Source organism: Nocardiopsis tropica, assembly GCF_042660575.1.
GTDB classification, from domain to species: Bacteria; Actinomycetota; Actinomycetes; order Streptosporangiales; family Streptosporangiaceae; genus Nocardiopsis; species Nocardiopsis tropica.
Window position 1 is genome coordinate 1 of record NZ_JBHSUF010000028.1, and the last position, 24,768, is coordinate 24,768.

At 74.8% G+C, this 24,768-nt stretch carries 22 protein-coding genes and 1 tRNA gene; 9 read left to right on the plus strand and 14 right to left on the minus strand.

Translation table 11 applies throughout. From position 1 onward, the window contains the following. Positions 1-272, minus strand: a 272-nt coding sequence (locus ACFQBR_RS30805) for a ClpX C4-type zinc finger protein (protein ID WP_378554926.1), incomplete at its 3' end; no start/stop codon positions are given. Positions 273-726: 454 nt separating this feature from the next. Then, on the minus strand, positions 727-1,824 hold the full coding sequence (locus ACFQBR_RS30810) for a TetR/AcrR family transcriptional regulator (RefSeq protein WP_344183072.1): 1,098 nt from the start codon (positions 1,822-1,824) through the stop codon (positions 727-729). A gap of 372 nt (positions 1,825-2,196) precedes the next feature. Here ACFQBR_RS30810 and ACFQBR_RS30815 point away from each other — a divergent pair, with 372 nt between their 5' ends. Next, the gene (locus ACFQBR_RS30815) at positions 2,197-4,317 is read left to right on the plus strand and encodes an acyltransferase family protein (RefSeq protein ID WP_378554927.1); all 2,121 of its coding nucleotides are present in this window, start codon (positions 2,197-2,199) and stop codon (positions 4,315-4,317) included. Between the two features lie 54 nt (positions 4,318-4,371). Here the strand turns inward: ACFQBR_RS30815 and ACFQBR_RS30820 are convergent, their stop codons facing one another. Further along, positions 4,372-4,770: an ArsR/SmtB family transcription factor gene (locus ACFQBR_RS30820; protein WP_344185288.1), complete on the minus strand. Its 399-nt coding sequence runs from the start codon at positions 4,768-4,770 to the stop codon at positions 4,372-4,374. A 213-nt stretch (positions 4,771-4,983) separates the two neighbouring features. Here ACFQBR_RS30820 and ACFQBR_RS30825 point away from each other — a divergent pair, with 213 nt between their 5' ends. From ACFQBR_RS30825 to ACFQBR_RS30840, 4 genes are read left to right on the plus strand one after another with little or no spacing between them, the layout of a single operon-like run. Then, entirely contained in the window at positions 4,984-6,594 is a 1,611-nt protein-coding gene (locus ACFQBR_RS30825) for an ABC transporter substrate-binding protein (RefSeq protein ID WP_344185287.1), read from the plus strand. After that, positions 6,582-7,625 (plus strand): ABC transporter permease, encoded by a 1,044-nt coding sequence (locus ACFQBR_RS30830; RefSeq protein ID WP_267949073.1) that lies wholly within the window; start codon positions 6,582-6,584, stop codon positions 7,623-7,625. The genes ACFQBR_RS30825 and ACFQBR_RS30830 overlap by 13 nt, the downstream gene beginning before the upstream one ends. Beyond that, positions 7,618-9,399, plus strand: a complete 1,782-nt coding sequence (locus ACFQBR_RS30835) for a dipeptide/oligopeptide/nickel ABC transporter permease/ATP-binding protein (protein ID WP_344185286.1) — start codon at positions 7,618-7,620, stop codon at positions 9,397-9,399. The genes ACFQBR_RS30830 and ACFQBR_RS30835 overlap by 8 nt, the downstream gene beginning before the upstream one ends. Then, positions 9,383-10,096: an ABC transporter ATP-binding protein gene (locus ACFQBR_RS30840; RefSeq protein WP_344185285.1), complete on the plus strand. Its 714-nt coding sequence runs from the start codon at positions 9,383-9,385 to the stop codon at positions 10,094-10,096. Before ACFQBR_RS30835 ends, ACFQBR_RS30840 begins: the two co-directional genes overlap by 17 nt. A gap of 129 nt (positions 10,097-10,225) precedes the next feature. Here ACFQBR_RS30840 and ACFQBR_RS30845 read toward each other — a convergent pair whose 3' ends face one another. The 6 genes from ACFQBR_RS30845 to ACFQBR_RS30870 form a co-directional block, all read right to left on the minus strand. Next, positions 10,226-10,957, minus strand: a complete 732-nt coding sequence (locus tag ACFQBR_RS30845; protein WP_267949070.1) for an urease accessory protein UreD — start codon at positions 10,955-10,957, stop codon at positions 10,226-10,228. A 34-nt stretch (positions 10,958-10,991) separates the two neighbouring features. Next, positions 10,992-11,693: an urease accessory protein UreG gene (gene ureG / locus ACFQBR_RS30850; protein WP_267950324.1), complete on the minus strand. Its 702-nt coding sequence runs from the start codon at positions 11,691-11,693 to the stop codon at positions 10,992-10,994. 79 nt (positions 11,694-11,772) lie between these two features. Further along, a complete protein-coding gene (locus ACFQBR_RS30855) occupies positions 11,773-12,459 on the minus strand; it encodes an urease accessory protein UreF (RefSeq protein WP_267949069.1) in 687 nt (228 codons plus the stop codon). Positions 12,460-12,467: 8 nt separating this feature from the next. After that, positions 12,468-14,177, minus strand: a complete 1,710-nt coding sequence (locus ACFQBR_RS30860; RefSeq protein WP_267949068.1) for an urease subunit alpha — start codon at positions 14,175-14,177, stop codon at positions 12,468-12,470. Continuing rightward, a complete protein-coding gene (locus ACFQBR_RS33685; protein WP_267949067.1) occupies positions 14,174-14,713 on the minus strand; it encodes an urease subunit beta in 540 nt (179 codons plus the stop codon). The genes ACFQBR_RS30860 and ACFQBR_RS33685 overlap by 4 nt, the downstream gene beginning before the upstream one ends. Continuing rightward, positions 14,710-15,012, minus strand: coding sequence for an urease subunit gamma (locus ACFQBR_RS30870; RefSeq protein WP_267949066.1), 303 nt, complete (start codon positions 15,010-15,012; stop codon positions 14,710-14,712). Before ACFQBR_RS30870 ends, ACFQBR_RS33685 begins: the two co-directional genes overlap by 4 nt. 756 nt (positions 15,013-15,768) lie before the next feature. Here ACFQBR_RS30870 and ACFQBR_RS30875 point away from each other — a divergent pair. Both ACFQBR_RS30875 and ACFQBR_RS30880 read left to right on the plus strand, forming a co-directional pair. After that, complete coding sequence (locus ACFQBR_RS30875) at positions 15,769-17,100, plus strand: cytochrome P450 family protein (RefSeq protein ID WP_352985064.1); 1,332 nt, start codon at positions 15,769-15,771, stop codon at positions 17,098-17,100. Beyond that, positions 17,082-18,182 carry a cytochrome P450 family protein gene (locus ACFQBR_RS30880; protein WP_267949064.1) on the plus strand — a complete coding sequence of 367 codons (1,101 nt, stop codon included), beginning with the start codon at positions 17,082-17,084 and terminating at the stop codon, positions 18,180-18,182. Before ACFQBR_RS30875 ends, ACFQBR_RS30880 begins: the two co-directional genes overlap by 19 nt. A 66-nt stretch (positions 18,183-18,248) precedes the next feature. On the opposite strand, the gene ACFQBR_RS30885 is transcribed toward ACFQBR_RS30880, so the two are convergent. Further along, a complete protein-coding gene (locus tag ACFQBR_RS30885; RefSeq protein WP_344183867.1) occupies positions 18,249-19,478 on the minus strand; it encodes an MFS transporter in 1,230 nt (409 codons plus the stop codon). A 272-nt stretch (positions 19,479-19,750) separates the two neighbouring features. On the opposite strand from ACFQBR_RS30885, the gene ACFQBR_RS30890 reads away from it, so the two are divergent. Beyond that, positions 19,751-20,737 carry an aldo/keto reductase gene (locus ACFQBR_RS30890; protein WP_344183869.1) on the plus strand — a complete coding sequence of 329 codons (987 nt, stop codon included), beginning with the start codon at positions 19,751-19,753 and terminating at the stop codon, positions 20,735-20,737. Between the two features lie 189 nt (positions 20,738-20,926). On the opposite strand, the gene ACFQBR_RS30895 is transcribed toward ACFQBR_RS30890, so the two are convergent. Further along, positions 20,927-22,486, minus strand: coding sequence for a pectate lyase family protein (locus ACFQBR_RS30895; RefSeq protein WP_417629314.1), 1,560 nt, complete (start codon positions 22,484-22,486; stop codon positions 20,927-20,929). A gap of 489 nt (positions 22,487-22,975) precedes the next feature. Between ACFQBR_RS30895 and ACFQBR_RS30900 the strand changes: the two genes are divergently transcribed. Continuing rightward, positions 22,976-23,281 (plus strand): hypothetical protein, encoded by a 306-nt coding sequence (locus tag ACFQBR_RS30900; RefSeq protein ID WP_344183871.1) that lies wholly within the window; start codon positions 22,976-22,978, stop codon positions 23,279-23,281. 279 nt (positions 23,282-23,560) lie between these two features. Here the strand turns inward: ACFQBR_RS30900 and ACFQBR_RS30905 are convergent. The 3 genes from ACFQBR_RS30905 to ACFQBR_RS30915 form a co-directional block, all read right to left on the minus strand. Continuing rightward, positions 23,561-23,634 (minus strand) — tRNA-Val (locus tag ACFQBR_RS30905). Positions 23,635-23,678: 44 nt separating this feature from the next. Continuing rightward, on the minus strand, positions 23,679-24,149 hold the full coding sequence (locus ACFQBR_RS30910; protein ID WP_344183873.1) for a peroxiredoxin: 471 nt from the start codon (positions 24,147-24,149) through the stop codon (positions 23,679-23,681). A gap of 130 nt (positions 24,150-24,279) precedes the next feature. After that, the gene (locus ACFQBR_RS30915; RefSeq protein WP_267949059.1) at positions 24,280-24,705 is read right to left on the minus strand and encodes a DUF3052 domain-containing protein; all 426 of its coding nucleotides are present in this window, start codon (positions 24,703-24,705) and stop codon (positions 24,280-24,282) included. Between the last annotated feature and the right edge of the window lie 63 nt (positions 24,706-24,768).

Sequence of the window (24,768 nt, forward strand, 5' to 3'; positions counted from 1 at the left end):
ACCGCCACCGACAAGGCCTTCTTCGCCTGGTCCTGACCGATCACATACGAGTCCAGGAACTCGTAGATCTCCCGCGGCTTCGGCAACGAGTCCCACGGGGTGTCGGCGTGGAGGACGGTGTCCTCCTCCTCCATGATCTCGTTGCACAGGCCGACGCACTCGTCGCAGATGCAGATGTGGCCGGGCCCCGCGATGAGTCTGCGGACCTGGCTCTGGTCCTTGCCGCAGAACGAGCACTTGAGAAGGGGTGCGCTGGCGCCGGTGCGTGTCACTAGAAACGTTCTCCTCACGCGGGCCGTGCCCGGGTGGATCGGCGGGGAGTCCCCCCTGAGCCAGATGACCGCAGCATCCGGATTCTCACGGTAACCCCTGCTGGTACAGGTCGCAAAGCCGCGCCCGCCGCCCGAGGGGGAGGGCCCGACCGGCGGGCGCCCCCGTCCCCCGGCCGGTCCCCCGCAGCGGTCGGCGCGACGGGGACACGACCGGCGGCGCGCCGCGGAGGGCGGGGAGGGTACGCCCCGGTGCTGCCGAGCGTACCCCCGGCCGCGCCCCGTACCCGTCCTCCACAACCCCGCCTTGGTCAACCAGGATTGGCTTTACCCGCGGGCCGACTGAGGTCGACTCCTGGGGCGCCGCCCGCGCGTCCCGGCGGACGGCCGGACGGCGGGCCCTGGCACGCCTCCGCCAGGCCGGACCGCCACCGGTCCGGCGCGCCACGGCGTCAGGTCACCTCCGGGACCTGTCGCCTCCGCGGGCACGGGCGAAGGAGCCGGCGGCGTGGCCGGCGCCGCGGTCGTCGGAGCGTGCCACCACACGTCCGCCCACCACGCGGACCGCGGTCTCGGTGGTGTCCTCCACCGAGGCGACCCCGGCCGCCGCGGCGATCGCGCCGGCGTCGTCGAACACCACACGCAGACGGGGCCAGGCCTCCTCGGGGAAGGCCTGGCGCAGGCACCCGCACAGGTCGGCGACGGCGAGCCTGGCCAGGGGCGCCAGCTCTGCGGGATCGGCGGTGACCACCACGGCCGTGACCGCCGCGTCGCCGGGGGCCGCGCGCAGCGCCTCCTCGACGGCTCCGAGCCGGTGCAGCCCCAGGACGGCCACCACGCCGTCGCCGGCGAGGGAGACGGTCCGGCGCCGGACGGCGTCGAACCCCTCCGGAGGCGCCCAGCCCTCGTCCACGGGGGTGGCGGGCGGGATGTGCGCGACGTGGGGGAGCGGCCAGACGTCGTCCGGGTTCAGGCCGGCGAGCCGCTCACAGGCGCGGACGACGTTGAACGGGTCGACGAAACCGGGGGCGGCGGCGGCCGTCTGCCCGGCGCCGTAGAGGGTCGTGAGCACGGTCTCGGCGACGCGCACCCGGCGTCCCCCGGGCTCCGCCGGCGGTTCCAGGGCCTCCAGGGACAGGCCGAGCAGGACCGCGTCCAGCCGCATCAGCTGGGCGAACGCGCGCCGGGTCGGCTCGTCGGACAGGATCTCGGGGGTGAGCCCGGCCGCGGTCCGCAGGGACTCGTCGGAGTCGGAGAGGGGGAACCGGGAGACCCAGGCGCGGGCGAGCGCGCCCAGGGCCGTGGCGGCCGTGGTCCCGGGCCCGGTCCGGGGCGTCGGCGAGGCACGCTCGGCGGTCTCGGCCAGGACCGAGAAGTACAGGGCCCGTTTGCCGGGGAAGTTGGAGTAGACCGCCCCCCTGGTGAGTTCGGCGCGGTCGGCGATGCGGTCGACCTTGGCGTCGCGGAACCCGTGTTCGGCGAACTCGTCCCTCGCGGCGGCCAGTACACGTGCGCGGTTGCGGGCCTGCTGTTCCGCCCTGTTGAGCCGGGCCATCGTTCTCCTCGCTTCGGCGTCACCCCATCCTACGTCGAGATGCCCCCGGCACTCGGATACCGACGACACCCGCATGTCAGGGACATCCGAGCGAGGAGGGGCGTACGCACCGGGGGCGGCGCCCGCGCGGCCCCTCGCCCTCGACGGCGCCTCCCCGGGGGAGGGCGCGGCCGACCGGTCACGGAGCCCTCCCACGGGGCGGTGGGGCGCCCCGGCGGGAGCGGCGACGCGAAGTGTGCAGCGGACCATGGCGCGGGATTCAGCCCGCGTACCCCGCACGGTCACGGGAACGGGGCAGCATGGCCGACCACCGGCCGGGCCGCGCCCGCCGGGACCGCTCCCTCCCCTCCCGCGAAAGCGAGCACCGTTCCCGTGTCCCCACTCGCCTCCCGCGCCGGGACCGGGGCCGGGACCGCCCCGCGCACCGGCGGCGCCGACGGCGGCGGCCACCGCCCCGAGATCGACGGGCTGCGGGCCGTCGCCGTGCTGCTGGTCGCCGTCTACCACATCTGGCTGGGCCGGGTCTCCGGCGGCGTCGACGTCTTCCTGATGCTCAGCGGGTTCCTCGTCACGGGGTCCCTGCTGCGGGCGGCCGACCGCGGCGGGATCCGGTTCGGGGCCTTCCTCGGACGGCTGGCCGCCCGGCTGCTGCCCACGGCGGCCCTGGTCATCGCGGCCGTGCTGCTGTGCACACGGTTCCTGCTGCCCGAGCCCCGCTGGCGGGACGTCCTGGGCGAGGCGTTCGCCTCCGCGTTCCACCACCTCAACTGGTCCCTGGCCCTGGACTCGGTGGACTACCTGTCGCGGGGCGACGGGACCAGCCCCCTCCAGCACTTCTGGTCCCTGTCCGTCCAGGGGCAGTTCTACGTGCTGTGGCCGCTGCTCGTCGCCGCGGCGGTGTGGGCGGCGGGACGCGCCGGGCGCGGTCCGCGCGCGGGCGCCCTCGTCGCGCTGGCCTCCGTGTTCGCGCTCTCCCTGGCCTACTCGGTGTACGCCACCCGCGCCGACCAGCCCTGGGCCTACTTCGACACCGGGGCGCGGCTGTGGGAGTTCGCCCTCGGCGGCCTCCTCGCCCTGGCGCTCCCCCACCTGCGCCTGCCCCTGGCGGTGCGGGTCGTGCTGGGGTGGGCCGGGCTGGCGGCGCTGGTCCTGTGCGGCGTCCTGCTCCAGGTGTCCACGGTCTTCCCCGGCCTCGCTGCCCTGTGGCCGACGCTGGCCGCCGCGGCGGTCGTGGCGGCGGGCGCGACCGGCGCCGGGCCGGGCGCCGACCGGCTGCTGACCCTCCGCCCCGTGCGCTACCTCGGTTCGGTGTCGTACGCGCTGTACCTGTGGCACTGGCCGCTGCTGGTGTTCTACCTGGCCGCCACCGACCGCACCCTGGCGAGCCCGGTGGGCGGGGCGGCGGTGCTGGCCGCGTCGCTGGTGCTGGCCGCGGCGACCACCCCGGTCGCCGACCGGCTGGCCGCGCTCGGAAGGCGGCCGGGCGCCCCCGGCTCCGCGGCGGCCCCCCGCCGGGGCGGGGCCGCGCGGGCCGCCCTGCGGGGGCCGGCTCTGCGCGGAGCGGCGGTGGGCCTGGCCTGCCTGCTCCCGGTACTGCTCGCGGCCGGGGCCTGGTCGGCCCGGCTGGACGCCGACCAGCGCCGGTGGGAGGAGCTGTTGGCGGACGGCCGCAGCTACCCCGGCGCGGCGGTGCTGGCGGACGGGGGAGGCGCCGGCCGGGCCTCGGACCTCCCGGTCTACCCGAGCCCCGCGTCGGCCTCCGAGGACGTGCCCGCCACCTACGGGGACGGCTGCAACCAGACCATCGCGGACGCCGAGGTCATCACCTGCGTCTACGGCTCGGAGTCCCCGGAGCGCACGGTGGCGCTGGTCGGCGGCTCCCACGCCGCGCACTGGTTCCCGGCGCTGGAGCGGGTGGCGCTCGACCACGACTGGCGGCTGGTCAACATCGTCAAGGGCTCGTGCCTGTTCACCGACGCCCCGCAGACCTACAAGGGAGCCCCCTACACCTCCTGCGCGGAGTGGAACCGCGGCGTGATGGCCGAACTCGCCGCGCTGGAGCCCGACGCGGTGTTCACCACCGGCACCACGACCAGCCTGGACGCCTCCGCCGGGTTCGGGGAGGAGCAGGTCGTGGACGGCTACGTGGAGCGGTGGAGGGAGCTGGAGGAGATGGGCGTGGAGGTGGTCGCCGTGCGGGACACCCCCCGGTTCGGCTTCGACGTCCCCGAGTGCCTCGCCTCGTCCACGCCGGAGGAGTGCTCGGTGGAGCCGGGGACGTCGATGGCCGCGACCTCGCCCCTGGAGGGGGTGCGGCTCCCGGACAACGTGACCGTGCTCGACCTCAACGACCTGATCTGCGAACCCGCGGTGTGCCGTCCGGTCGTCGGCAACGTGCTCGTGTACTGGGACGGCAGCCACATCGGCGCGACGTTCATGCGCACCCTCGCACCGGCGCTGGACGAGCGCCTCACCGCGGCGACCGGCTGGTAGGCCCTGCGGCGGCGCCCCGCCGGAGGGTCCGGGTCCGCGCCGGGGGCCGGGGCGCTACGTCGCCCGGGAGCGCTCCCCGGGTGCGCCGTCCGCGGGCCCGGGGCCGGGCGCACCGCCCTCCCCCTCCCCCGGAGCGGCTCCGTGCCCGGCGCCGATGAGGTGGAGCAGATCGTGCACGGTGCGGTCGGTGAGCGTGTAGCGCACCGTGCGCCCCTCCCGCTCGTCGCGCACCCAGCCCTGGAGCCTCAGGGTCCGCAGCGCCTGGGAGGCGGTGGCGTCGCTGATCCCGGCCGCGGCGGCGAGCTCCCCCACCGAGGCCGTCCCGGGGCCGGCCTGGTGCATCGCGGTCAGCAGCCGCAGGCGGGTCGGGTCGCCGAGCAGGCGGAACCGGTCCGCCCAGGCGCCGATGTCGAGCTGGGAGTTCGGGTCGAGCCGATCACCGGAAGAAGTCATCGGGGCCATCATCGCAGAGCCGGGGCACTGGTGACGATCGTCTCCACGTCCGCGTTCCGGCCCCGCATCGCCGTGGTGACAGGGGAAGGAGGATCCCGGGGCGGTCCGGTGCGCCCGGTCCGGGCGCCGCGCGCGAAATCGGGACCTTATCATCTGATCAGATGGTCAGGTATTGGCCGTCGTTCGTGAGAACCGCCCCACAGGAAGCTCTGAATGACACGACCCGTCCCCACACGCACCCTCCTCACCGGCACCGCACTCGTCGCCGCGCTCGCGCTCACCTCCTGCGCGGGACCGCCGGCGGCCGGACCGTCCGGCTCCCCCACCCGCATCGTCCTCGCCGACGCCCAGCCCCTGGGCGGCTACGACCCCGTCGACGGATACGGCGAACTCGGCGTCTCCCCGGTCTTCGAGGGCCTGCTGCGGCCCGAGTCCACCGGGGACGACCGGCTGCCCGACCTCGTACCGGCCCTCGCCGCCGCCCCTCCCGAACCCAACGGGGACTCCACGGTCTGGGACGTGGAGCTGCGCACCGACGTCGTCTTCTCCGACGGGTCCGCCCTCGACGCGGACGACGTCGTGGCGACCTACTCCGCCGTGCTCGACCCCGCCACGGCCTCCGAGATCGCCGCCTCCTACTCGATGATCGAGTCGGTCACCGCGACCGGCGACCACAGCGTGCGCTTCACCCTGCACCACCCCTACTACGCCTTCCCCGCGCGGATGTCGCTGGGCATCACGCCCGAGGAGGAGATCACCCCCGGACCGGCCGCGGACTCCGAGCGCAACCGCCGCCCCGTCGGAACGGGACCCTACGTCCTGGCCGAACTCGACGCCGAACAGGCCGTGTTCGAGGCCAACCCGCACTACCACGGCACCGCGCCGCAGGTCACCGAACTGGTCACCCTGTACCTCCCCGACGACAACACCCGCGCCCAGCGGATGCGCGCGGGGGGCGTCGACGGCACCGTGCTGCCCCCGACCACGGCCGCGACCTTCGCCGGCGCCGACGGCGTCGACGTCCTGTCGGTGCGCACCGCGGACTGGCGGGGGCTGTCCCTCCCGGCGGAGAACGCCTTCGCCTCCGACGGGGCCGCCCGGCTCGCCATGAACCTGGCCGTGGACCGCGACGGGATCATCGAGCACGTCCTCGCCGGCCACGGCCGCCCCGCCCACACCCCGGTGGCCGAGGTCTACGGCGAGGCCCACGAGCCCGAGGCCGTCTTCGACCACGACCCCGACGAGGCCGCCCGCCTGCTGGACGGGGCCGGCTGGCGAGAGGGGCCGGACGGCATCCGCGAGCGCGACGGCGACCGGGCCGCGTTCACCCTGTACTACCTCGCCTCCGACAGCCTGCGCCGCGACCTGGCCACGGCGTTCGCCGCCGAGATGCTGCCCCTGGGGATCGAGGTCGACGTCCGCGGCGGCACCTGGGACGACATGGGTTCGCACACCGCCGACGCCGCGATCCTGCTGGGCGGCGGGGACAAGCCCTACGACCTGGACACCCAGGTGTACGCCACCCTGCACACGCGCGAGGAGGGCACGCCCACGTTCGAGAACCCCGGCGACCTCGCCGTCCCGGGGGTGGACGAGGCCCTGGAGGACGCCCGGCGCAGCCCGGACGCCGCCGAGCGCGCCGAGCTCTACCGCGAGGTGCAGAGGGCCTACGTCGAGCACCCCACCTACGTGTTCCTCGCCTTCGCGGACCACACCTACGTCTCCGCCGGGAACGACTGGGACAGCGGACCGCTGGTGCTCGAACCCCATGCCCACGGCGTCTCCTGGGGCCCGTGGTGGAACCTCGCCGGATGGCGGCGGTGACCGCCGGACCCACCGCCCGCGGCGCCGCCCGCCCGCGTCGCACCCTGTGGCGGGACCGCCGCCGCGCCCTGGGCGGCCTGGCCCTGCACCGCGCCGTCGTCGGCGTTCCGATGCTGGCGGGGCTGAGCGGCCTGGTGTTCCTCCTCGCGGACCGGTCCCCCTTCGACCCGCTCGCCGCCCACCTGGGCGCGCGCTACCAGCAGGTCTCCGCCGAACAGCGGGAGTCGCTGAGCGGCGCCCTGGGGTTCGACGCCCCGTGGTGGCAGGCCTGGTGGGCCTGGGTCGGCGACCTGCTCCGCGGGGACCTCGGCTGGTCCCGCGTGTACGCCATGCCGGTGTCCGAGGTGTTCGCCGAACGCCTTCCGTGGACGCTCCTGCTGTCCGGCACGGCACTGGCGGGGGCCGTCCTCGCCGCGCTGCTGCTGGGCACGGCGGCGGGGCTCGCCCCGGGCGGCGCCCTGGACCGCGCGGTCACCCGCACGGGCGTCCTGGTGCAGGCGGTGCCCCCGTTCGTGCTCGCCCTGGGCTCGGTCACCGTGTTCGCGGTGCTCCTGCGCTGGGCCCCCGTGGCCGGCGCGGCCGAGCCGGGCGAGCCCCACACCGCCGCCGGGGTGGCGCGCCACCTGGTGCTCCCGGCGGTGACCCTGGCCCTCACACAGCTGCCCTGGGCCCTGCTGGCGGTGCGCACCGCCGTGGCGCGGGCCACGGGTTCCGAAGCCGTGCGGGCCGCACGGGCACGCGGGCTGACCCCGGCGCGGGTGGTCGCCGCGCACGTCCTCCCTGTCTCCCTCGCACCCCTGGCCACCATCGTGGGAGCCCGGCTCCCCGAGCTGGTGGTGGGGGCGGTGCTGGTCGAGGAGGTCTTCGCCTGGCCCGGGCTCGCGGGAGCCGTGGTGGGCTCGGCGCAGGCGCTCGACTTCCCGCTGCTGGCCGCGCTCACCGTGGCCACCACCGCCGTCGTGCTGGTCGGATCCCTCCTCGCCGACGCCGCCTACCTGCTCCTGGACCCGAGGGTGGGGACCGATGCCTGAACCGGCGACACGTCCCGCGCGGATCGGGCGGGCGGTGTCCGGGCGGGTCCTGCCCGTGGCGGCACTGGCCGCGCTGGTGGTCTACGCCGTCGCCGTCCCGTGGTGGGCGGGGCCCCAGACCGCGGGCTTCTCCCAGGCCCTCCGGGGGCCCGGCCCGGCCCACTGGTTCGGGACCGACCACTCCGGGCACGACCTGTTCGTCCGGGCCGCCGAGGGGTTGCGTGTCTCCCTGGCGATCGCCCTGGCCTGCGCCGTCACCGCCACCGTCCTCGGTGTCGCCGTGGGGGCCGCCGCGGCGTCCGCGGGCGGACGGGTCGACATGCTGCTCATGCGCGTCACCGACGGCGTCAACGCCCTGCCGCACCTGCTGCTCGGCGTGGTGGTCGTGGCCCTGTACCCGGGGTCGCCGTGGGCGGTCATCGCCTCGATATCCCTCACCCACTGGCCGCAGATCGCGCGCATCGTACGCGCGGAGATGCTCTCCGTGCGCTCGGCCGAGTACGTGGAGGCGGCCTACCTGTGGGGCTCCACCCGACGCGCGGTCCTGCTCCGCCACCTGCTTCCGGCGGCGCTGCCACAGGCCGTAGTGGGCCTGGTGATGCTCCTTCCGCACGCCGTCTGGCACGAGTCCACCCTCAGCTTCCTCGGTCTCGGGCTCCCGCCGGACGAGGCCAGCCTGGGCGCGCTGCTCGAAGTGGCCCGGGGTGACGTGTTCACCGGGGCCTGGTGGACCCTGGCCGCCCCGGCCGGGGTGCTCGTGGCCACCACGCTCGCCACGGCCGGGTCGAGCGGCGTCCTGGGTCCGGGCCCCCGCCGGGCGCGGGGGCCGGGGGTCCGGCGCGGTACCGCCGCCGTGCCCGGGACGGCGGCGCCCGGCGCGATCGCGCGGGACGTGCCCGCCGCGGAGTCCCCCGAGCCCGCGGTGCGCGTGCGCGGACTGACGCTGCGGCTCCCGACGGACGACGGCCGGCTGGTGCACGCCGCCACCGGCGTCGACCTCGACCTGCACGCTGGGCGGTTGACCGCGCTGGTCGGGGAGTCCGGGTGCGGGAAGTCCACGCTCGCCTCGGCCCTGTGCGGACTCCTTCCGCCGGGAACCCGGTCGGCGGGCAGCGTGCGGATCGCCGGCCGGGAGGTCCCCGCCGCCGACGAGCGTGCCTGGCGGGGCCTGCGCGGAAGGGTGGTCGGCCTCGCCGGACAGGCCGGGGCCGCGACGTTCACACCGGTCCGCAGGCTCGGCCCGCAGCTCGCGGAGGTCGCGGCCTCGCTCGGCGCCCCGACGCCGGTGCCGGAACTGCTGGCGCGCGTGGGGCTGGAGGGGGCCGCGGCGGACAAGTACCCCCACGAGCTCTCCGGCGGGATGGCCGCGAGAGCGGTGCTGGCCGCCGCGCTCGCCGGGGACCCGGCGGTGCTCGTGGCCGACGAACCCACCGCGGGACTCGACCCGGACCTCGCCGGGCAGGTCCTGCGCCTGCTGCGCGGCGCGGCCGACCGGGGTACCGCGGTGCTCGTCATCACCCACGACCTCCAGGCCCTCGACACCGCGGGCGCCGCCGACGCGGTGGCGGTGATGTACGCCGGGCGGATCGTCGAGCACGGACCGGCGGAGCGCGTGCTGACCGCCCCGGAGCACCCCTACACCGGGGCGCTCCTGGCGGCTCTCCCCGGCCGGGGCCTGCGGCCGCTGCCGGGCCTGCCGCCCGAACTGACCGACCCGCCCGGGGAGGGGTCGTTCGCCGAACGATGGGGAGGAACAGATGTCGCTGGTCGCTGAGGGCGTCACCTGCCGCTACGGGCCGCAGACGGTCCTCGACGGGGTGGACCTCACCGTCGAACCGGGCCGCGTCCTGGGGCTGACCGGGCCCTCGGGGAGCGGGAAGTCCTCCCTCGCCCGGATCCTGACGGGGCTGCGCTCCCCCGACTCCGGAACGGTGCTGGCCGACGGTCGGCCGGTGGCCGCACGCCGGGGCAGGATGAGCGGGGACCTGGGGCTGCTGCACCAGTCCCCGCGGGCGGCCACCGACCCCCGGATGCGGCTGCGCGGGATCATCGCCCAGCCGCTCACCGCACGGGCGCGGGGAACCGGCCCCGGGGCCCGGGGGGCCGGGCGGAAGGCCGACGAGGCCCGCCGCGTGGCGGAGCTGGCCCGGCGGGTGGGCCTGACCGGGGACCTGCTCGACCGCCGCCCCGACCAGGTGTCCGCCGGACAGCTCCAGCGGGCGTGCGTGGCCAGGGCGCTGGCCGCCGCGCCCCGCTACCTGGTCTGCGACGAGCCGACCGCCATGCTCGACGCCGCCTCCACCGCCACCGTCGCGCACCTGCTGACCTCGCTCGCCGAGGACGGTGTGGGGATCCTCGCGATCAGCCACGACCACGCGCTGCTGGCCGCCTGGGCCCACGACGTGGTGGACCTGTCGAGGCTGGGGGCCCCGCACACCGGCCACCCGGCCGGCCGGGGCGCCTCCCCGTAGGCTCCGCCCGCCACGGGCCCGGGCGGGACCGGAGGCCCGCAGGGGTACGGCGGCGGAAGAGGGGAGCCGGCGCGGCCGGGCGGCGAGGGGCCGGACGGGGAGCGACTCCCCGTCCGGCCCCTCGCCGTGTCAGACGGCGTCCTCGTAGCCCGCCGGATCGGCGAACCCGGCCCTCCAGCGCTCCCAGGAGCCGGCGACGGCGGCCTCCGCCTCGTGGGCGTGGGCGGCCACCGAGCGCGCCAGGGCCCCCGGCCCGTGGAGCAGCGTCTCCTGGACCCCCACCGCCTGCCCGGGCCGGGCCCCGAGCAGGAACGCGGTGGTCAGCACCCGGTTCCCGCCCAGGACCCCCGGGGCCCCGGCCAGGACCGGGTCGCGCAGGTCCAGGTCCTCCACCAGCAGGGGGCGGCCGTCGGCCGCGACCCTCGTCGTCGACCGCAGGGGGCCTCCGCCGGTCTCGTAGCTGCGGCCCAGCACCAGGGTCTCGTGCACCAGGGCCCGGGCGCCGCCGGACAGCTCGATCCGGGTGCGGCGGGTGACGTCCGCACCCGCCGTCACCACGAACGGCGCTCCCCGCCACACCAGGCACCCGCCGTCGGCGACCCGGACGTCCGCCTGCCAGCTCGCGGCGCCGCCGCGGGCGTCGTAGGCGACGATCCCGGACGGCTCCACCAGCTCCAGCCACACCCCGGGGCCCACCGTGACCTCCATACGCAGGTCGTCCCCGGCCAGCAGCAGCGCGTAGGCGCCGACGAGCGCCACCCGCGCGGCGGCGCCGCGCACGCCCAGGGGCCGAGGGCTCAGGTACGTGCCGCCGGACAGGTCGCTCAGGCGCACCCGTCCGCCGACCCGTTCCGCGGTCACCCTGGCCGGTACCGTCCCACTCACGGGCGCCCGCTCACGCGTGCTCGTGGACGTCCCCCGCGCCCCCGTGGGCGTGGGTGGTGCCGTCGGCGTGCGTGTGCGGGGCCATCGGCCCCGGGTCCCGCGGCACGTGGACGCCGGACCGGTGGTCGGCCAGGACCTGGCGCACCCATCCGGCCAGCGCTCCGAGCGAGGCCCTGTCGTGCTGGCTCAGTGCCAGCACGGGCAGCCCGTCCCTGGCACGGGTGGCGTCGGCCACCATCTGAGCGGCGTCGACCCCCACGTGCGGGGCGAGGTCGGTCTTGTTGACGACGAGCAGGTCGGCGCGTTCGATCCCCGGCCCGCCCTTGCGGGCCACGTCCCCGCCCCCGGCCACGTCGAGGCAGAAGATCTGCGCGTCGGCCAGCGCGGGGCTGAACGTGGCGGTCAGGTTGTCCCCGCCGCTCTCCACGACGACCAGGTCCAGGGGGGCGAACTCCGCCTCCAGGTCCTCGACGGCGATCAGGTTGGGCGTGACGTCGTCGCGGATCGCGGTGTGGGGGCACGCCCCGGTCTCCACGGCGTGGATCCGCTCCACGGGCAGGACGCCGGCGGCCCTCAGCAGCCTGGCGTCCTCGTCGGTGTAGATGTCGTTGGTGACCACCGCCATGCTCAGCTCGGCGGCGAGTTCGCGGCACAGGGACGCGATCAGGGTGCTCTTGCCGGTGCCGACGGGTCCGGCCACGCCCAGGCGCATCGCGCGCCGGGGTGCGGGGGACGCGTCGGCGGCGCGGGCGCCGGCGGCGGGCTCCGTGGACGGGGTTCGTCGAGTCGTGTCAGGCAATGAAGATCCTCCTGGTCTTGTTCCGGTGTTCGAGGGACCATCCCTCGATCTGGGGTGCGGTGGGCGCGGGCAGGTCGGCGGCGTCACGCACCGCGAGCGCCTCGGCGACCACCGAGGTCATCACATCCCCCGTCGAGAGAACCCACCCGGCGGCGTCCACCGGGTCCACGGGGGCGAGTTTGAGTGCGGCGGAGGCCACCGTCTGGGCGTCGTCGTACAGACTCACCCGGGCGGTCTCGGCCTCCCCCGCCCCGATGACGGCGGCGACCACCCCGAGCGCGACCGGCCGCTGCGGCGCGCGGCCCAGGGCGCGCAGCGCGGCGACGGCAGGGTGGTCCGGCCGGAGCCGGGCGGCCAGGCGCACGAGGCCGCGCCCGAGCATCCCCGAGACCTCCCTCAGGGGGTCGCTCGGCGAGCGGGCCAGCAGCTCCTCGTGCACGGCCTCCAGCGCCCGCGGGTCGACGGGGGCCCCGCCGTCCCCGCCGACCGCCCGGTGCGCCAGCACCGAGGCGGCCGCCTCCACCAGGCCCACCGTGCGCAGCCGCGCGGTCATGTACGCCGGGATCAGCTCCGCGGGCATTCCGGCGATCAGTGCGGGCTCCAGTCCGGCCGAGTAGGTGTGCCCGCCCACGGGGAGGCGGGCGTCGGCCAGCAGCAGGGAGCCCAGTCCCGAAGTCACCCGGCCGCCTAGAACATCGTGTACCGCTGCGCGAGCGGTACCTCGTCCACGGGCCGGGGGCGCACGAACTCGCCGTCGATGCTGATCGCGAACGTCTCGGGGTCCACGTCGATGTCGGGCAGTGCGGTGTTGTTGGGCATGTCCGCCTTGGTGACGCCGCGGGTGGGGCGGACCGCCACCAGCTCCCGGCGCAGCCCCAGCCTGTCGGCCAGGCCGTCCTCGATCGCCAGCGGGGACACGAAGGTCACCGCCAGGTCGGCGGCCGAGGACGCCCGGGCCGCCAGCGCGGGGCGCAGCAGCACCGGCTGCGGCGCGGGCACGGCCCCGTTGGGGTCGCCCAGCGGCGCGGCGACGATCGCACCGGACTTGATCACCGCGGACGGGCGGATCCCGAAGAACGCCGGGTCCCAGAGCACGAGGTCGGCCATCTTGCCGGGCTCCACGGATCCGACCACGTGGTCGATCCCGTGCGCCACCGCCGGGCAGATCGTGTACTTGGCCACGTACCTGCGGGCGCGGGCGTTGTCGGCCGGCAGGTCCGAGGACAGCGGCCCGAACTGGTTCTTCATCACGTGCGCCACCTGCCAGGTGCGGCAGACCAGCTCCCCGATCCGCCCCATCGCCTGGGCGTCGGTGGAGGTGATCGAGAGGGCGCCCATGTCCTGGAGGATGTCCTCGGCGGCCATCGTGGAGGCCCGGATGCGGGACTCGGCGAAGGCCAGGTCCTCCGGGACCCGGGGGTTCAGGTGGTGCACGACGAGCAGCATGTCCAGGTGCTCGTCGACCGTGTTCACCGTGAACGGCAGGGTCGGGTTGGTGGAGGCCGGCAGCACGTTCGCCTCACCGGCGGTGACGATGATGTCGGGTGCGTGGCCGCCGCCCGCGCCCTCGGCGTGGAACACGTGGATGCCGCGCCCGGCGATGGCCTCCAGCGTGTGCTGGACGTACCCGGTCTCGTTGAGCGAGTCGGCGTGCAGCGCCACCTGGAGGCCGAACTCGTCGGCCGCCCGCAGCGCGGCGTCGATCGCAGCCGGGGTGGCACCCCAGTCCTCGTGCACCTTGTACCCGCCCGCCCCGGCCAGGGCGTCCTCTGCGAGGGCCTCGGCGGAGACGGTGCTGCCCTTGCCGAACAGCATGACGTTGAGCGGGAACCGGTCCAGGGCCCGGTGCATCGTCCGCAGCGAGTGCGCGCCGGCGGTCACCGTGGTGGCCTTCGACCCCTCGGTGGGCCCGGTCCCGCCGCCGATCACGGTGGTGGTGCCGGTGGCGAGCGCCTCGTGCATCTCGATCTCGCTGAGGAAGTGCACGTGGGTGTCCACGGCGCCCGCGGTGAGGATCTTGCCCTCTCCCGCGATCACGTCGGTGCCCGGACCGATCAGCAGATCCGGGTGCACCCCGTCCATCACGTCCGGGTTGCCCGCCTTGCCGACGGCCACGATGCGCCCGTCGCGGATGCCCACGTCGCCGCGCACGATGCCCCAGTGGTCCATGACCACGACGTTGGTGACGACCACGTCCAGCGCCCCCTGGGCGCGCGTGGTCAGCCCCTGGCCCATCGACTCGCGGATGGTCTTGCCGCCGCCGAAGACGGCCTCGTCGCCTCCCGCCGTGCGGTCCTCCTCGACCTCGATCCACAGGTCGGTGTCGGCCAGGCGGATCTGGTCGCCGACGGTGGGACCGTACAGCTGGGCGTACTCGCGGCGGTCGATGCGGCTCACTGGTCGCGCTCCTCGGTGTCGGCAGGGGCCACGTCCTGCTCGGCGTCGGTGTCCGGTCCCGCGGTGTCGGGGCGGGGTGTGTGGGTGGGGACCACCTCGGCGGGGTCGCCGTCGCGGGCGTCCGCGTCGCCGACCCGCATGGCGGCGCCGGAGGCGCGCGCGGGTTCGGGCACGTCCACGCCCGGGGTGCCGAAGGGGACCACCGGTCGCGGAACGCGCTCCTCGGCGCCGGGTTCCCGGACCAGGTCGCGGATCTGGAGGCCGGGCACGTGGCGGCGGCCGCCGAGGGCCACGAGCTCCACGGTGCGGCTCACCCCCGGTTCCAGTCGCACGGAGGTGCCGGCGGGGATGTCCAGCCGGAAGCCGCGGGCCGCCTCGCGGTCGAACCGCAGGGCCGGGTTGGCGTCGGGGAAGTGGAGGTGGGAGCCCACCTGGATGGGGCGGTCCCCCGTGTTGACCACCACGAGGGAGAGGCGTTCGCGGCCCTCGTTGAGGACCAGGGGGGTGGGACGGGTGCGGATCTCGCCGGGGATCACTGGATCGGCTCCGTGATCGTGACGAGCTTGCGGCCGTCGGGGAAGGTGGCCTCGACCTGGACGTTGGGGATCATCTCCGCCACACCGTCCATGACCTCGTCCCGGCGCAGCACGTTGCGCCCGTCGTTCATGAGGTCGGCGACGCGGGCCCCCTCGCGGGCCCGCTCGATCACCCAGCAGGACAGCAGGGCGACCGACTCGGGATGGTTGAGCTTGACGCCCCGCTCGCGCCGGTCGCGGGCGATCATCCCGGCGACGGCGAGCAACAGCTTCTCGGTGTCCGATGGAAGTAGATGCATGAACCACCTCTCAACAGTTCCGACCCACGCGGTGGTGGGTACGGACCCAGTCTTAGCAGGAGTCCCGGGTCACAGTCGCAGGTGAGGCCCTCGCCGGGGGCTCCGGGGCCCGCCCGCCGGGACCCGGGCCGGGACCGCTCGGGCGCCGCCGCGGACGGCGCGGGGCGCGGGCCCCGCACGGCTCCGGCCGCCCCCTTCCGGACGCCGCCGACCCGCCCCTCACCCGACACTGCGGGGATCCATAGGCCCTGTCATCCCATGACTTCCGCGCGATCCGACGCTCCTGCGCCGACGGTCCGGAGCCCCCGGTCGGCCGCCCGGCGGCGGGCGGGGGCCGGGGGCTCCGGGGCCCGCCCGCCGCGGCCGCACCGCGCGTCCCGGACGGCGCTCGCCGCACCCCCGGCCGGTGGGGAAGATCACCATGGCGGCCGGGGCCACGGAGGAAGCGGACACGACTCCGGGCGGGCCCGCCCCCGCGCGGCGACGGGCCCGCGGCCGGGGCGGTCCGACCGGTCGCACCCGGGCGCACCCGGGCGGGGCGCTCCCTCCACCCTGGGGAAAGCCCCTCCCGTCCGGGCCGCTCCCGCGCGGGGGGACGCGCCGACGCTCCGCCGGAGGACCCGGACGCGGGGACCGGTACCGTCCGGAACCGGAACCCCCTGCGGTACGGGGATTTCGCGTGTGATCCAATGTGGCCGGAGTTCGCTGTGTCCTACTAGACTCTGCGGCCTCCCCACCCCAGAGGACAGGACACCTGTGGCTTCCCGCTGCCCCTACGCCGAACTCCACTCCCCTGACTTCCACGCGGACCCGCACAAGGTCAACCGACGCATGACCGAGGAACACGGACCGGTCTTCCCCGTCGAGATCTCCCCCGGCGTCCGCGCCTGGGTCGTCGCGGACTACGCGATGATCACCGCCTGGTGCAGGGACACCCGTACCTTCGTCCGCGACTCGCGGCTCTGGCTCGACTGGCGGGAGGGGCGCGTCCCCGACGACGCACCGGTCGCGGCGATGATGGCCCACCGGCCCAACCTGCTCTTCGCCGACGGGGACGAGCACGCCCGCCTCAAGCGCTCGATCACCGACTCCCTGGGGCGCGTCCCCGAGAGCCGGGTCGGCGACATCACCCGCCTGCACGCCGACACCCTCATCGACGCCTTCTGCGCGCGGGGCAGCGCCGAACTCGTCTCCGAGTACGCCCGCCTGCTGCCGCTGCTGGTCATGTCCGACCTCTTCGGCTTCTCGCCCGACATCGGCCGGCGGGTCCTGACCTCCCTCAGCGACCTGTGGGACGGCGTGGACGCGGCCAGGGCCAACGGCGAGTACGAGCGCGCGCTGTCCGACGCCATCTCGGCCAAGCACGCCGAGCCCGGCGAGGACATCACCTCCTGGCTGCTCGAGCACCGGGCCGGCCTCACCGACGACGAGCTCCTCCACCAGCTCGTCGTCACCATCGGGGCCGGGGCGGAGCCGACCGCCAACCTCATCACCGGGACCACGCGCACCATCCTGGTCGACGCCGAGGTCGGCCAGGCCGTCCGCGGCGCCCGGGTGGGGATCGGCGAGGCGATCGACCAGGTGCTCTGGCGCGAGCCCCCCATCAACAACTACCCCGTCCTCTACCCGGTGACCGACGTGCGGGTCGGCGCGGACACGGTGGTCCGGGCGGGCGAACCGGTCCTGCTCGGATACTCCGCCGCGCACGCCGGACTGTCCGGGAGCGGACCCGACATCGAGCAGGGCAACCGCGCCCACCTCGCCTTCGGCGTGGGCCCGCACCGCTGCCCCGCCCAGGGGTTCGCCTACGCCATCGCCCAGGTCGGGGTGGAGACCCTGACCAGGCGGTTCCCCGATCTGCGGACGACGGAGGACGAGGCCCAGTGGCGCCCCTCCCCGTTCGCGCGGGCCCTGGCCCGCCTCCCCGTCGCCTTCACCCCCGACACCCCGAAGGGCACCACTCCCCCATGGCAGCAGACATCCCCGTCCTCCACCCCTACGACCTCCACCGCCAGACAGCCGGACTCCGCGGGCGAGGCCCCGTCGTCGAGGTTGAGATCCCTGGTGGCGTGGTTGTTCGGGCGCTGACCGGACACGACGTCGTCATGGAGGCGCTGGCCCACCCCGGCGTGCGCAAGGAGGCGCGCCACTGGGGCCCCTGGGCCCGCGGCGAGATCCCCATGGACTGGCCGCTGATCTCCTGGGTCGCCCCGGACAACATGCTCACCGCGGACGGCGACCGCCACCGCCGCCTGCGCACGCTGGTCTCGCAGGCGTTCACCCCCCGCCGCGTGGAGGTCCTGCGGCCGCGCGTCGCCGAGATCACCGCCGACCTCCTCGACGCCGCCGAGGCCTCCGGCCCCGGCCCGGTGGACCTGAGGGCCGCGCTGGCGCTGCCCCTGCCCATGACGGTGATCTCGGAGCTGTTCGGGGTCGCCCCCGAGCACCGCGACACCCTGCACGGGCTGATGCACTGGGTCTTCGACGCGACCGTCACCCCGGAGCAGGCCGCCCGGACCAACGCGGACATGCTGGCCTTCCTCACCGAACTGGCCGAGGAGAAGGCCGGGGCCCCCGGCGACGACCTCACCAGCGCGCTGCTGGAGGCCCGCGCCGAGGGGGACGAGAAGCTCTCGCAGAGCGAACTGGTGTGGACGCTGATCCTCATGATCGGTGCGGGCTACGAGACCACGATGAACCTCATCACCAACTCCGTGCACGCCCTCCTCACCCACCCGGAGCAGCTGGCGCTGGTGCGCTCCGGCGAGGCCTCCTGGGCCGACGCGGTCGAGGAGACCCTGCGCTGGGACGCCAGCATCCAGTACCTGCCCCTGAGGTACACGGCCGAGGACGTCACCCTGGCCGGGGTGCGCGTGCCCAAGGGCGAGGCCCTGCTGATGGGCTTCGGCGCCGCGGGCCGGGACCCGGGACAGCACGGCGACGACGCGCACGTCTTCGACCTCCGCCGCGAGCAGCGCGGCCACCTGGCCTTCTCGCACGGACCGCACTTCTGCCTGGGCGCGGGGCTGGCCCGGCTGGAGGGGACCACGGCCCTGGAGGCCCTGTTCACCCGCTTCCCGCGGATCCGCCCGGCCGAGGGGGAGGACGTGCCCGAGTCCCCCTCCATCGTGGCCAGCGGCAGGTCCCGCCTCCCCGTCGTCCTGGGCTGAGCCGGCCGGGACCTGCGCCGGCCCCGGGGCCGGCACCCCGGGGCCGGCGCGGGTCCGCCGGGTTCCCTACGCGTGCGGTCCCTCCCCCGGGCGGAACCGGACGAGGAGGACGGTGAGGACCAGCGCGAGCCCCGTGAGGACCGACGCGGACAGTCCGACCCCGGCCAGCCCCGCGGTCTCCAGGGCGATCCCGCCCAGTCCGGCCCCGAGGACGATGCCCGCGTTGAAGGCGGCGACGGAGAACGACACCGCCGCGTCGCCCGCGTCACCGCCCAGTTCGTAGATCCTCGCCTGGACCGCGGGCACGAAGCTCCACGCGGCGAGCTGCCAGAGCCCGACCACGGCGACCGCGGCGACCGCGAACGAGGCGGTGGCGAAGAGCAGGACGAGCCCGGCCAGGGCTGCGGCGACGGCCGCCACCAGGGTGGCGCCCGGGGCCCGGTCGGCGCCGCGCCCGCCGACCGCGTTGCCCGCGACGCCGAGCACCCCGGCGAGCAGCAGCACGCCGACCACCGACAGGCCCTCCAGCCCGGCCTCCTCGCGCAGCAGGGGCAGCAGGTAGGTGAAGGCGCAGAACGTCCCCGCCCAGAACACGGCGACCGCGGTGATGCCCAGCGCCACCGGCTTCCTCGCCAGGACGGCGAACCGCTCCCGGAGCGACTGGTCTCGCAGGGGAGCAAGCCCGGGCACGGCGAGGAGCACGGCCAGTGCGGCGAGCCCGGAGAGGACCGCGATGGCCAGGAACGGGAGCCGCCAGCCCTCGGTACCGTCGGAGCCGCGCTCCAGCAGCATGCCGAGCGGACTCCCCAGCGCCGTGGCCGTGGTGATCCCGCCCTGGAAGACGGCCAGGGCCCGCGCACGGGCGCCGGGCGCGGCCAGGCGCGCGGCGGCGCCGAACCCCACCGCGAGGTAGAGGCCGAAGCAGGCCCCGGTCACGAGGCGGGTGGCCAGCAGGACCGCGAAGGTGGGTGCGGCCGCCGCCACCGCGTGCGCGGCGCCGAACACCAGGAGGGAGGCCACGAGCACCGGTCGGCCGGCGTACCGGGCCATGGCGGCGCCGAGGAGGGGGGCGCCCAGCGCGACGGCGACCGCGTTGAGCGTGACGAGCTGGCCGACCGCGCCCTCGGGCACCCCGAGGTCCACGGAGATCTGGGGCAGCAGGCCCACGACCACGAACTCGGTGCAGCCGATGGCGAACGCGCCGAGGGCCAGGGAGAGGAGGGGGGACCATGTGCGGGAGGCCGCCGCGGAGGCGGCTCGTGCCGGGGAGGGGGACTCTTTCCGTCGTCTGCTCACACGCCTTTCTACAGGCGCGCCCCCTTGCCGGGCAGGGGGCTTCCGACCCTTTCTTAACACTCGTTAAGCAACGTCGGTCGACCCGTGGTCCGGTCGGCTCCGGTCCGCCACACCGGGCGCCCCCGACCTGCGCGGGCGTCCCGGCTGCCGCACGGAGGCCGGTCCCGGCCACGGGAGGGCCTCGCCGGGACTTGACCTGGAGCGCACTCCAGGACCCAGACTTCCCTACAGAGGCCCGGTCGACAGGCGGGCCCGGACCCGAGGGGACCACCATGCGGTACCGCACCATCGGCAGTGACCCGCGGACCCGGCGCGAGGTGAGCGTGCTCGCCCTGGGCGCGATGCTCATGGGCTCGGTGACCGACGAGAGGACGTCGTTCGCCGTCCTGGACCGCTACGTCGAGGCCGGCGGCACGTTCGTCGACACCTCCGGCAACTACGCCTTCTGGACGGACGGCGGCCAGGGCGGGCAGAGCGAGGAACTGCTCGGCCGCTGGCGGAGGAGCCGGGGCATCGGCTCGGAGGTCGTCGTCGCCACCAAGCTCGGGGCGCGCCCGCTCTCCCCGGGGACGAGCTTCACCGACAACCCCGAGGGGCTGTCCGCCAAGATCATCCGGGAGTCGGCCGAGCGCAGCAGGGAGCGGCTCGGCATGGACACCCTCGACCTGCTCTACGCGCACATCGAGGACCGCACCGTGCCCGTGGCCGAGACCGTCGGGGCGTTCGCCGAGCTCGTGTCCGAGGGCTCGGTGGGTCTGCTGGGGGTCAGCAACCACGCGGCGTGGCGGGTCGAGCGCGCCCGCGCCCTGGCGGCGGCCTCCGGGCTGCCCGGCTACGAGGTGCTCCAGTACCAGCACAGCCACCTGCGCCCTCGCACGGACATCCCCGACGCCCTGTCCCAGGACGGCAGCATCGCCGCGGCGGGCCCCGACCTGCTCGGCTACCTGCGCGCTGAGCCCGGCCTGGTCCTGGTCGCGTACTCGCCCCTGCTCGGCGGCGCCTACACCCGGGACGACAAGCCGCTGCCGCGCGACTACGACCACCCCGGCACCCGGGCCCGCCTGGAGGTCCTGCGCGCGGTGGCGCGCGAGGCGGGCGCGACGGTGAACCAGGTGGTGCTCGCCTGGCAGATGGGCGGCGAACTGCCGATCATCCCCCTGGTCGGCGCGTCGTCCGTCGCCCAGCTGGAGGAGAGTCTGGCCGCCGTCGACCTGGAGCTGACCGCGGACCAGCGCTCGCGCCTCGACGCGGCGCGCTGACCGCGCGAACCGCCACCGGGCGGGGCCGGCCCGGCGCCGACACGCGGAACGGCCGACCCGCCCGGTTCGTCCGGACGGGTCGGCCGGGGTCCGGCCGGTTCGGGTGCTCTCGGCCGGACCGGTCACGGGTCGGCCCCTCTGCCGCCGACCGTCACCGCGGGGCGGCGGGTGTCCTCCGCCGCCCGGCGGCTAGCCGCCGTAGGTCTCGAACTCGGCGACGCGCGGCGTGCCGTTCGAGCCGGTGATCTCGAAGTTGATCTTCCTGAGCGTCGTCGGGGAGAAGGTGATGACGCCCGCTCCGCTCCCGGTGGCCAGGACGGCGCCGGTGTCGTGGTTCACGAGCCGCCAGGAACCGATGTTGCCCTCGGCCCCGGCCGCCTCGCGGATGTTGACCGAGGACACCGTGGTGCCGGAGCCCCACTTGACCGAGACGCGGCCGGTCGAGCCGCTCGGCGACCAGTAGGTGCCCATGTCGCCGTCGACGACGTTCCCGTAGCCGGTCCCGCTGGCCTTGCCCGAGCCGTCGGCTCCGGCCCCGATGCTGAGGTTGGTCCCCTCGGGCGGGTCGGTCGGGTCGGGGTCGGGGTCCGTCGGGTCGGGGTCGGTCGGGTCCGGGTCCGTCGGGTCCGGGTCGGTCGGCTCCTCCGCCTCGCAGTTGCCGTCCGAGACCCGGTTGCCCTGGCCCGCGCCCGCGGTCTGGTTCAGCACGGTCGGCACGCAGCCGGCGTCGTCGAGGTCGTAGGAGTACGGGATGCTCACCGACGTGGTGGACTGCGGGTTGGGCCCGGCGGGGTAGTTCGAGTCGCCCGGGCTGGACCAGGTCACGTTGTCGAAGATGTTGCCGCCGACCTCCCAGGTCCCCCTCTCATCGGTGTAGAAGGTGCCCAGGACGTCCTTGGAGTCCTCGAAGTAGTTGTTCTCCACCTTCGCCCTGGCCCCGGCCCGGGAGTTGATGCCGGACTCGTGGATGTCCGCGTAGTGGTTGCTGTACATGTGCCCGACGCCGCCGCGGAGCAGGGGCGCGCGCGAGTCGAGGTTCTCGAACCGGTTGTGGTGGTACGTGACGTACCCGTTCGAGCGGTCGCTCTCGCTGGACCCGACCAGGCCGCCGCGGCCGGAGTTGCGCAGGATGCTGTAGGAGAGGGTGACGTACTGGGTGTTGTTCTTCATGTCGAAGAGGCCGTCGTAGCCCTCCGACTCCCCGCCCGACGCCTCCAGGGTGACGTGGTCGACCCAGACGTTGCGGACTCCGCTCTCCATCCCGATGGCGTCACCGCCGTTGGACGTGGGCGAGCCGGACTTCTTGACGTTCCGGACGGTCACGTTCTGGATGATGATGTTGCTGGACTCCCGGATGTGGATGCCCAGCTGGTCGAACACGGCCCCGCTGCCGGTGCCGACGATGGTGACGTTGCTGATCTTCTTGAGCTCGATCACGTCGTCGGCGGTCTCGCAACCGGTCCCCGACACCTTCGAGGTGTTGCCGTGGTTGATGGTTCCCTGCACCTCGATGACGATCGGGGTGCTGGTACTGGGCCGGTTGCACAGGGCCTCGTGGATCTGGGTCCCGGTCGTGGCCCGTACCGTCTGGCCGCCCGCGCCTCCGGTGGTCCCGCCGTTCTGCGTCGCGTAACCCGTGGCGCTGCCGGTCTGGGCCGATGCCGAGGCCATCGGCAGGGCCAGACCGCCCGCCACCACGGCCGCGGCGGCCAGCGTCGACACGAGCCCACGCGTGATTGATCGTCTCACTGCTCACCCTTCTTCTGGAGCACAAGCATGTGACCTGCTTCACTCGAGAGTAGAGAAAGCGCTTTCCATGTCAAGAGGTGTTGATGCAAACGTTTGCAAGAAGGGGGAGCATCCCTCGTTCTCCACATGCCTGTTGTGCTGCGGGTTTATGGGAATTTCACATCGAAAATCGGGACCGAGTACCTCTATTGGTGCAACCGGTTGTAGCTCCCCGATGAGGGCCCGGCGGGGCGTCCGCAGGCTCCCGCCGCGGTCGGCGGGCGTACCGGCGGGGGTGGGGGGCTCACGCCCGGAGGGATCGGACGGGTTCTCGCGAACGGCCCCGGCCGGGCGACCGCGACCCGGGGCACGGCGGCGAAGTGCCGGGTCCGTAGGATGGCGGGCGTACGGCCGAAGACGGTTCGAGGAGGTGTCGGTGATGGGTCTCTCGCCCCAGCCGCCCGCCCGGAGGTTCCGGGAGCACGGGCGGCGGGTTCCGAAAGGAACGAGATGTCCCGTACGGACAAGACCAAACCGCTGTGGGTGCGCCAGCGCGAACACGGTCCGGTAGCGGTCCACGACCACACCCGTGGCGACTGCGACCTGCCTCCCGCCCCGACCCGCGAGGAACCGGGGACGCGTTGCCGCTGGGAGCACCCCGACGTCATGCTCTTCAGGCACGGATGCTGCGCCGGGTGCCACAAGCGCGCCTGTACCGCCTCGTGGCAGGCCTACAACAGGGCCGGCAACCGCGGGCGTCGCCACCGGGACCGGCTCCTGGCACTCCGCCGGGTGCGCGAGGCCAACACTCGTTAGACGTCGCACGACGCCCTCACGGCCTTAGCCGTGAGGGCGTCCCGTTCACACGGGACCAGGCAGGGTCGTTCCCGAGTGGAGTGGACCCTGGGCAACCCAACTACAACCCCCGGGGCGAAGCCCCGCGTTGTGAGAGAGTGTCCCGCCCACCTCACCGATCAGCGCGACCCCGACCAGAGGGGGGTACCTCGGGGGGTTCGGGGGGCTCCTCCCCGGGAGACACGAAGGACGACCCGGCGAGGCGGCCGAAGGCCCCCGAGCAGGGTCGTCCTGAGTCCGTGGGCGCGAAGGGACTCGAACCCCTGACCTATTGCTTGTAAGGCAATTGCTCTAACCAACTGAGCTACGCGCCCGTGCGTCGCACGAGATCATACCGGTTCGCGGTGGCCGCCGCGCCTCAGGCTCCGGCGTGCTCCCGCAACCGCGCCAGGTACTCGCCGGTGTCGCGCGGCCGGGAGGCCGGGGAGACCGTCGACCAGCGGACGACGCCGTCGGCGCCGACCAGGAAGGTGCCCCGCCGGGCGACCCCGCGCCGGGGGTCGAGGACCCCGTAGGCCTCGGCGACGCCGCCGTGCGGCCAGAAGTCCGACAGCAGCGCGAACGGGAACCCCTCGCGGTCGGACCAGGTGCGCAGGGCGAACACCGAGTCCACCGACACCGCCAGGACCTCGGCTCCCAGCTCCTCGAACTCGGAGTGGCGTTGGCTCAGGTCGGCGAGCTCCCCCGAGCACACGCCGGAGAACGCCAGCGGGTAGAAGACCACGAGCACGGGCCGGCCGCGCAGGTCGGCCAGGGCCGTGTCGCGCCCGTACTGGTCCTGGAGGGTGAAGTCGGGCGCGACCGCGCCCGCGGTGATGGGATCGCTCATGGTCGAGTTCGTGTTCGGCGGCGCTCGGGCCGGGGACGGCGGCCGTCTGCTGACGGACGCCCCTCAGCGCCGCGCGCCCGCCTCTGGGACGCGCGGCACCGGATGCCTCACCCGGTACGGGTGGTGGACGTCACCGCTTGGGAACGACCAGGCGCGTACCCGACCAGTCGGCGCCGATGCTGACCGCGCTCGTCTGGGACAGGCCCGACGTCGAAGCGGCCTCCGCGACGTCGTTCGGGGACACGTGGAGCTCACGTCCCGCCTTCGGGGTCAGCACCAGGATGGTCCCGCCGTCGGCGATGGTGGTCACCGTGTCCATCAGCGCGTCGGTGAGGTCCTCCTCCTCGTCGGACCGCCACCACAGCAGTGCCGCGTCGACGTCTCCGTCGAAGTCCTCGTCGACCAGCTCCTCACCGGTGAGTTCGGTGATGGATGCGCGCAGGCCCTCGTCGACGTCGTCGTCGAAGCCGAATTCCTGCACCACCTGACCCGGCTTGAATCCGAGTCGGTCAGCCAAGCCACGTTCGCTCTGTGCCTGGCCCGCGGTCGCGCTCACGAAAGTTCTCCTCCACAGATGGTTTTTCTCAATCTTGCCTGCACTGGGCAGTTGTCACAACGA